The organism is Xanthobacter sp. BG11Y11_SDJG, assembly GCF_057364445.1.
The window spans coordinates 1-8,207 of record NZ_JBNFNU010000182.1; the positions used below are offsets into that span (position 1 = coordinate 1).

Below are 8,207 nucleotides of genomic sequence, written 5' to 3' on the forward strand. Positions count from 1 at the left end.
GCGACCGCGCGGCCGGCGCCCGCGCCGCAGAGCCGCCGCAGGCGCCCGGGCACGGCCGGAAAGGCGGACCGAGGCACGCTGAATACGCCACGCCTATTCGCTCGAGCCCGGCCGGGACAAAGCCCAAGCCGGCGCTTGCGCCGGTGTGGCGAACCCCTTAAGAACGCCTCTCCGTGAGGCCACGTGGCGGAGTGGTTACGCAGCGGACTGCAAATCCGTGCACCCCGGTTCGATTCCGGGCGTGGCCTCCAGCTTTCCCAGGGCCGGACATCCCCTTGCGTCAGGGCGCAGCGCTGCCCGCGCCCCCGGTCCTCCGCGGCCTTATGACCCCGCACCGGCCGCGCCGGGAAGCCGAGGCCAAGCCGTTTCGCCCGCTTCCGTTTTGCCGCCGGCCTCCGGCCAGGGCGCGCCGCCCTCAAGGGGCCGACATTGACTTGGCGCGTGCGGAGGTCTTCAACGGCCACGAAGCGGCCCGCGTGCGCGCGCCGCCGGAGATGGGAATGAACCCGAAACAGCCCGCCGGGCAAAAGCCCAAGCTTGATCGTGATGAGACCGTGACGGTGCTCCGCCGCCTGCTGCTGCAGGACGGGCGCCGCCACTGGAAGGGATATGCGCTCGCCTTCCTCATGATGGGCACGATGGGCGCATGCACCGCGGGCCTCGCCTATATCATGAAGGACGCGGTGGACGCGATCTTCGTCACCCCCACCCCCGAGGCGGTGTGGGGCGTGGCGCTGGCGGTCATGGCGCTGTCCGTCATCAAGGGCGCGTCCGCCTACGGCCAGGTCATCACCATGGCGCGGGTCGGCAACCGCATCGTCGCCGACAATCAGAAGCGCGCCTTCGAGCAGCTGCTGCACCAGGACGTCTCCTACTACGCCCAGCGCCACACGGCCGAGACCAGCATGCGCTTCAATGCCGGCGCCAACGGCGCGCGCGGCAGCCTGGAGCTGGTCATCTCCTCCATGGGCCGCGACGCGCTCTCGCTGGTGATGCTGGCGGGCGTGGCCATTGTGCAGGACCCGTTCCTGGCCGTGGTCGCCCTGGTGGTGATGCCGGCGGCGGTGCTGGGCACGCGGGCGCTGATCCGCAAGTCGAAGCACATCTTCACCACCGGTTTCACCTCGGGCGTGAAGCTGTCCTCCATCGCCCTCGAGGTGTTCCAGGGCATCCGCACGGTGAAGGCCTACACGCTCGAAGACCAGATGCGCGAGCGCACCCACGCCTACATCGACCAGGTGGAGCAGGCCAGCAACCGGCTGATCCGCACCCAGGCGAAGTCGAGCCCGCTGATGGAGGCGCTCGGCGGCCTCGCCATCGGCGGCGTGATCCTCTATGCCGGCTACAACGTGATCGTAGCGGACCGCTCTCCGGGCCAGTTCTTCTCCGTGCTGACCGCGCTGCTGCTGGCCTACGAGCCGGCCAAGCGCCTCGCCCGGCTGCACCTGGACATCGTGCCCCACATCATGGGCGCGCGCATGCTGTTCCAGCTGCTCGATACCCCGGCCGTGGAGCACGACGCGCCGGGTACCCCGGCCATCGCCCACCCGCGCGGGCAGATCGAGTTCAAGGACGTGGTCTTCGGATACCGTCAAGGAGAACCGGTCCTGCGCGGCCTCTCGCTCCTCGCCGAGCCCGGCCAGACCACGGCGCTGGTGGGCCAGTCCGGCGGCGGCAAGAGCACCATCATCAACCTCATCGAGCGCTTCTACGATCCGCAGGGGGGCGCCATCCTCCTCGACGGCGTCGACCTGAAGAGCGTGACGCGTAGCTCGGTGCGCGCCGCGAGCGCCCTGGTGAGCCAGGACGTCTATCTGTTCTCCGGCACCATCCGCGACAATATCGGCTTCGGCCGCCCGGGCGCGAGCGAAGAGGAGATCGTCGCCGCCGCCAAGGCCGCCCACGCCCACAACTTCATCATGTCGTTCGAGCACGGCTACGACACCGCGGTCGGCGAGCACGGCGCCCAGCTTTCCGGTGGCCAGCGCCAGCGCGTCGCCATCGCCCGCGCCTTCCTCAAGAACGCCCCCATCCTGCTGCTGGACGAGGCCACCGCCGCGCTCGACAGCGAATCGGAGGCGGAGGTGCAGAAGGCGCTGCAGGAACTGCAGCACGCGCGCACCACCATCGTCATCGCCCACCGCCTCCAGACCGTGGTCCGCGCCGACCGCATCTGCGTGGTGGAGGCCGGACGCGTGGTGGAAAGCGGCCGGCACGAGGACCTGCTGGAGAAGCGCGGGCGCTATTACGGCCTCTATTACGCCCAGTTCGCCCACGAATTGGACGCCCAGACCGGCAATCAGGCCGGCGACCAGGCCGGCGGGCGGTACGCCGCGCCCGCCCTTCCTCAGGCGCGCGCCAGCGCCTGACGCCTGCGCACCGGCGGCCCAGGGCCGCCGGCCGGAGCCCCCGGCGAGCGTTGCGCCATGGGGTTTCTGCCTCGGCTTGTCCCCGGCGCCATGCCGCAGCCGGGGAAAAAGATCGCCTTGCCGCTTCACATTCTCCCGTGCCGTTGCTATATGGCGCGCCTCGGCCCGTAGCGGCCTGATCCCCGATAGCTCAGTTGGTAGAGCGTTCGACTGTTAATCGAATGGTCGCAGGTTCGAGTCCTGCTCGGGGAGCCATTCCACCGCCCTCACGATCTGAACAGCGTCCGAGCGCCCGGAACTGCCGCGCCGGCGCACGCATGGTCCCCGGCGCGGCCGGCCTCTCACCCCTGCACCACCACCACCTTGGCGCCGTCCGGCACGCGCCGGTAGAGGTCGATCACATCCTGGTTCATCATGCGGATGCAGCCCGAGGAGACCGCCTCGCCGATGGTCCATGGCTCGTTGGTGCCGTGGATGCGGTAGAGCGTGTCCTTGCCGTCCTTGAAGAGATAGAGCGCGCGCGCGCCGAGCGGGTTCTGCGCCCCGCCCGCCATGCCGCCGGCCCAGGGCCGGTAGCGCGCCGGCTCGCGCGCGATCATGGCATCGGTGGGCCGCCAGCTCGGCCATTCGCGCTTGTAGCCCACCGCCGCGGTGCCGGAGAATTCCAGGCCTTCCTTGCCGACGCCGACGCCGTAGCGCAGCGCCCGGCCGTTCTCCTGGACCAGATAGAGGAAGCGGTTCTTCGCATCGACCACCAGCGTGCCCGGCTGCTGCCCGGTGGGGTCCTGCACGAGTTGGCGCACATTGCGCGGCGCGAGATCGTCCGGGTCGACGCCGGGAATGGGGATGCCCTGATCCTCCAGCGCGCCATAGCGCCGGGCATCGGCGGGGGACAGGCGCGGCGGCGCCTTGGTGGGCAGCGGAGTGTCGGTAGCGGTGACGCACGCGGCGAGCCCCAGCGGGGCGGCAAGGATGCCGAGGCGCAGGCCAGCCGCCAGCACGGCGCGGCGGGGAAGATCGGGAGCGGCCATGCGGGCAGTCACTCCCCGGCCTGGCGGCGGCGCGCCTCGGCGATGGCGCGCTTGAAGCTGGCATAGTCCAGCGTCGAGGCAAGCAGAGGGCCGACCAGATAGGTGGGCGTGCCGCGCAGCCCGAGCTGGTCCGCCTGCGCGCCGTTGCGCTTCAGCAGGGCGATGATCTCCTGACCATGGGCATCGAGGTCCGCCTGGAGGCGCTTCATGTCGAGGCCCGGCACGGCCGCCACCGCCTGGAGCATCTGCGCCTCGCCGATGCGCCGGCCGGGGATGCCCATGAGCGCGTCGTGCGCCGCCAGATACCTGCCCTGATAGCCGGCGGCGAGCGCGAGTTGGGCGCCATAGACCGAGGCCTCGGTGATGACCGGCCAGTCCTTGTAGACCACGCGGATGCGGCCATCCTCCTTCACCACGCGGGCGAGGTCGGGCGCGGATTTCTTGCAGTAGGGGCAGTTGTAGTCGAGGAACGCGACGATGGTGACGTCGCCTCTCGGGTTGCCGGAGGTCGGCGCCTGCGGATCGTTGAGGATCGCCTCCACGTCGAGCGCCTGGGCGCGCGCCGGAGCGGCGCCCAGCGCGAGGACGGCGGAAAGGGCGGCGAGGCGGAAGAGGTCCCTGCGGCGCATGTGGTCTCCGGGATTGGGGCTGGGGTGAGAAAGGCGCCGGCTCACAGGCCGGCCTTCGCCGCGAGCGCGGAAAGGTCGTCGGGGGTGACGGGGCCGATCAGCCGCGAATGCGGCACCTCGCGGCCGGTGGCATCCATCAGGAACAAGGTCGGCGGGCCGACCACGTCGTGGCGCTTCATGAGCGCCCGCTGCTGCGCGCCGTATTCGGTCACGTCCGCAGCGATGACCGGCAGGCGGCCGATGCGGGCGCGCACCTGCGGCTCGGCCATCACCGCCTCGTTGGATTTGCAGACCGTGCACCAGCCGGCGGTGAAGGTGACCAGCACCGGCCCGTCGCCGGTTTTGGCCTCCGCCAGCGCTGCGTCGAAGGCGCCGGGAGAGGAGACGCGGGTCTCCAACGGTCCGGCGGCCTCCGGCGCGCCGCGCGCCGCCAGGAAGCCAAGCGGGCGCAGCGGATCGCCCGCGCCGCCCGCGGCACCGATGATCAGCAGCACGCCATAGAGCAGCGCCACCACGGCCCGCGGCCTGCCGAGGCGCGGCATGGCGCCGCGCGCGCCGTCGATCCGCTCAAGGCTGCCGGCGAACACGCCGACGCCCACCGCCAGCGCGCCCCACAGCGCCAGGCCGGCCGCCCCGGCAGAACGGCGCGAGGCCAGCGCCACCGCAACGGCGAGGAACATCACGCCGCAGACGGCCTTCACCCGCCCGAGCCAGGGCCCCGAGCGGGGCAGGATGCGCGCGCCGAAGGTGCCGGCGGCCACCAAAGGCAGGCCCATGCCGAGGCCGAGCATGAACAACGCCGCGCCGCCGCGCAGGCCGTCGCCGGTCTGGGCGGCATAGAGCAGTGCGGCGGCGAGCGGCGGCGTCACACATGGGCCGACCACCAGCGCCGAGCCGAAGCCCAGCAGCGCAGCGCCAGCCACCGAGCTGCCGCGCCCGCCAGCGGAGAGGCGTCCGGCAAGGCCGGCCGGCAGCGCGAGGTCGAACAGGCCGAACATGGCGAGCGCCAGCACCACCAGAACCGCCGCCATGAGACCGAGCGCCAGGGGCGTCTGCAGCGCCGCCTGGAGGTTCGCCCCCGACCAGCCGGCGGCGAGGCCGACCACCCCGTAGGCCGCCGCCATGGCGAGCACATAGGCGCACGACAGCACGAAGCCGCGGCGTCGGGTGGGGCTTTCCCCGCCGCCTGCCAGGATGCCGGAGAGGATCGGGATCATCGGGAAGACGCAGGGCGTGAAGGCGAGCAGCAGCCCGAAGCCGAGGAAGGCCGCGAGCACCGCTGGCAGCGGCCCGGAGAGGCTTGCCGCATCGTTCTCCCCGCCGGCCGGCGAAGGCGCCGCGGGAGCAGTCGGCCGGGACAGCGCTCCGGCCGATGCTGCGCCCATCCCCTTCGGTTCCGGGAAGGCCTCGCGCGGGCTTCGGCGACGGCGAGCGTCGCGAGGTCCACCCCGCATGCGCGCCGGTGGGGTAGCACACGCCGTCCTCGGCGCAGCCCTGGAAGGTGGCCTCCAGCGCGCCGCGGTCCGGCACGCCCCGCGCGCGCGCCTCCGCGGCGCCGTGATAGATTTCCACCCGGCCGAAGTTCGGGTCGTCCTTTTCTTCGCCCGGAGGCGTCGCGAGCGCGATCTCGGCGCCGCCGTGGCGCGCCTTGAGGCTCTCGCGATAGAGATAGGTGCGCGGAGCGATGGTCCAGCGCAGCAGAACGGTGCCGTCGTGCTCACGGGCGGCCGAGAGGCGGAACGCCTCCTCGGCGCGCAAGGGCGCCTGTGCCGCGGTCGGCGCCGCGACCAGGAGCGGCATCGCCGCGACGGCGGCAAGAATCGCCTGCGGCAGAACTCTGATGACCAAGGGCGCCTCCTCGCGAATGCCGGGGCGCTCCCTGCGGTGCCCACCTTAAGCCAGCCTTAAGCTGGCCGTAGGAGGGGCAGGTCCGCAGGAGGAGAGCGATGCGCATTCTGGTGGTCGAGGACGATCCGGTCCTCGCGGACGGATTGAAAGTCGGGCTGGAGCTGGCGGGCGCGCGCGTCGAGCGGGTGGACGCCTGCGCCGATGCGCGGGCGGCTTTGGCCGCGACCCGGTTCGACGCGGTGGTGCTCGACCTCATGCTGCCGGACGGCTCCGGCCTCGACATCCTCGCCGAACTGCGCGCCGCCAAGGACGTGACCCCGGTGCTGCTGCTGACCGCCCTCGACGAGATCGCGGACAAGGTGCGCGGCCTCGATGCGGGCGCCGACGACTATCTCGGCAAGCCGTTCGACCTCGACGAACTCGCCGCCCGCGTGCGCGCCATCGCCCGCCGCGGCCAGGGCCGGGCGGAACCGACGCTCCAGGCGGCCGGCCTCGTGCTCGATCCCGCGGGCCTCAGCGCCACCGTGGAGGGACGCGCCGTCGCCCTCTCGCGCCGCGAATTCGCGGTGCTCGCCGCGCTCATGGAGCGGCCGGGCGTCATCCGCTCCAAGAGCGAGATCGAGGAACGCCTCTATGGCTGGCAGGAGGAGGTGGAGAGCAACACGGTGGAGGTCCACATCCACAACCTGCGCGCCAAGGTGGGGCGGACGGCCATCGAGACCGTGCGCGGCCTCGGCTACCGGGTGAAAGGGACGCCATGACATCCCTGCGCTGGCGCCTGTTCCTGATCCTGCTCGCCGCCACCGGCGCCATCTGGCTCAGCGCCATGGCCTGGATCTCGCTGGGCAGCCGCAGCGAGCTGGAGCATGTGCTCGACGCCCGCCTGCAGGAGGCGGCGCGCATGGTCCATTCCCTGGTGCGCGGCGGCAACATCGCCGCCGCGGCCGCGCCTCTGCCCCAGCCGCAGGCGGGCTACGAGCGCCAGCTCTCGTGCCAGATCTGGTCGCTGGACGGCGAACTGGTGGCGCGCTCCGGCGGCGCTCCCGACGCGGCGCTGGCCGGTCCCTCCGAAGGCTTCTCCGAGCGTAGGGTGGACGGCGAGACCTGGCGCGTCTTCACCATCGTCGATGCCGAGAAGGGGGTGCGCGTGATGGTGGGCGACCGCATCGGCCTGCGCGACCGGCTGGTGCGCGACCTGCTTGCCGGGCTGCTCGCGCCGGCGCTCCTCATCACGCCGCTGCTCGGGCTGCTGATCTGGATCAGCCTCGGCCGGGGCCTTGCGCCGCTCCATGCGGTGGCCCGGGAAATCGCCGTGCGCGACGGCGAGGACATGCGCCCGATCGCGCCCGCGCAGGCCCCGCAGGAAGTGCGACCGCTGATCGGCGCCATCAACGAGCTGTTCGGCAAGCTGGAGGCGGCGCGCCGCCATGAGCGCGATGTCACCGCCTTCGCTGCCCACGAACTGCGCACGCCGCTGGCGGGCCTGAAGACCCAGGCGCAGATCGCCCTCGCCACCGACGATGCCGCGACGCGGCAGGCCGCCCTGCGCCAGATGCTGGCCGCCGTCGACCGGTCCACCCGACTGGTGCGGCAGCTGCTCGTGCTGGCCAAGCTCGAAGCGCGGGCGCAGCCGCTGACGGCCGAGCCGGTCAATGCCGGCGCGATGCTGCGCGATATCGTCGCCCACACGCCCGCCTCCCCCGGCCTGACGGTGACCATCGCGCCGGAACTGGACGCGCTGACCGTGCGCGTGGATCGCGAGACGCTCCACCTCGCCTTGCGGAACCTGCACGAGAATGCCGCCGCCCACGCCGCGCCGGGCGGCGCCGTACGGTGGACCTCGCCGCCGGGCGCCATCCGCGTGGAGGACGACGGGCCGGGGATGCCGCCGGACGAATTGCCGCGCGCCACCGAGCGCTTCTTCCGCGGCCGCGGTCAGGCCGCGCCGGGCAGTGGGCTCGGCCTCACCATTGCCGCCCTCGCGGCGGAACGGGTCGGCGCCCGCTTGCTGCTGGCGAACCGCGCGCCGTCGCCGGGTCTGCGGGCCGACATCGCCTGGCGGGCCTAGGCCAGGCGCGGCCGCCGCCGGGACGGCACGCGAGATCGGCCCCCGCGCCCGCCGGCATCTCCAGCACCCGGACGATCACAAGCGCGGCATTCCAGCGCCGGGCGAGGAGCGCGGCCTGAAAATTGGTGGCGAGCGGAAGGATCTGGGCCTGCCCCCGGTGGACCCGGTTCCGTTCAGGTCCCCCGTTCAAGGGGGATCGACGGCGGCGCCGGAACGTCCGCTTCAACCTGATCGCCGCAGATGCCGTCTCCGCGTTTTGCGG

Annotated in this window: 6 protein-coding genes, 2 tRNA genes and 1 pseudogene; 5 read left to right on the forward strand and 4 right to left on the reverse strand. The window is 72.3% G+C overall.

Annotated features, from left to right (window positions below):
- Window positions 1-177 precede the first annotated feature (177 nt).
- The 3 genes from AC2W7M_RS14915 (at window position 178) to AC2W7M_RS14925 (ending at window position 2,624) form a co-directional block, all read left to right on the forward strand.
- Window positions 178-251 (forward strand) — tRNA-Cys (locus tag AC2W7M_RS14915).
- A gap of 249 nt (window positions 252-500) precedes the next feature.
- Window positions 501-2,369, forward strand: a complete 1,869-nt coding sequence (locus AC2W7M_RS14920) for an ABC transporter ATP-binding protein (protein ID WP_486133033.1) — start codon at window positions 501-503, stop codon at window positions 2,367-2,369.
- Window positions 2,370-2,548: 179 nt separating this feature from the next.
- A tRNA-Asn gene (locus AC2W7M_RS14925) sits at window positions 2,549-2,624 on the forward strand.
- 86 nt (window positions 2,625-2,710) lie between these two features.
- On the opposite strand, the gene AC2W7M_RS14930 is transcribed toward AC2W7M_RS14925, so the two are convergent.
- The 4 genes and pseudogenes from AC2W7M_RS14930 to AC2W7M_RS14945 form a co-directional block, all read right to left on the reverse strand.
- Window positions 2,711-3,400 (reverse strand): L,D-transpeptidase, encoded by a 690-nt coding sequence (locus tag AC2W7M_RS14930; RefSeq protein ID WP_486133034.1) that lies wholly within the window; start codon window positions 3,398-3,400, stop codon window positions 2,711-2,713.
- 8 nt (window positions 3,401-3,408) lie between these two features.
- Window positions 3,409-4,029, reverse strand: a complete 621-nt coding sequence (locus AC2W7M_RS14935; RefSeq protein WP_486133035.1) for a DsbA family protein — start codon at window positions 4,027-4,029, stop codon at window positions 3,409-3,411.
- A gap of 41 nt (window positions 4,030-4,070) precedes the next feature.
- Window positions 4,071-5,414, reverse strand: a complete 1,344-nt coding sequence (gene dsbD, locus AC2W7M_RS14940; protein ID WP_486133036.1) for a protein-disulfide reductase DsbD — start codon at window positions 5,412-5,414, stop codon at window positions 4,071-4,073.
- Between the two features lie 133 nt (window positions 5,415-5,547).
- Window positions 5,548-5,829: pseudogene (locus AC2W7M_RS14945) on the reverse strand (protein-disulfide reductase DsbD N-terminal domain-containing protein); the annotation flags it as partial.
- 146 nt (window positions 5,830-5,975) lie between these two features.
- Between AC2W7M_RS14945 and AC2W7M_RS14950 the strand changes: the two are divergent.
- Entirely contained in the window at window positions 5,976-6,638 is a 663-nt protein-coding gene (locus AC2W7M_RS14950; protein WP_486133037.1) for a response regulator transcription factor, read from the forward strand.
- Entirely contained in the window at window positions 6,635-7,945 is a 1,311-nt protein-coding gene (locus AC2W7M_RS14955; protein ID WP_486133038.1) for an ATP-binding protein, read from the forward strand. Before AC2W7M_RS14950 ends, AC2W7M_RS14955 begins: the two co-directional genes overlap by 4 nt.
- The last annotated feature ends 262 nt before the right edge of the window (window positions 7,946-8,207 follow it).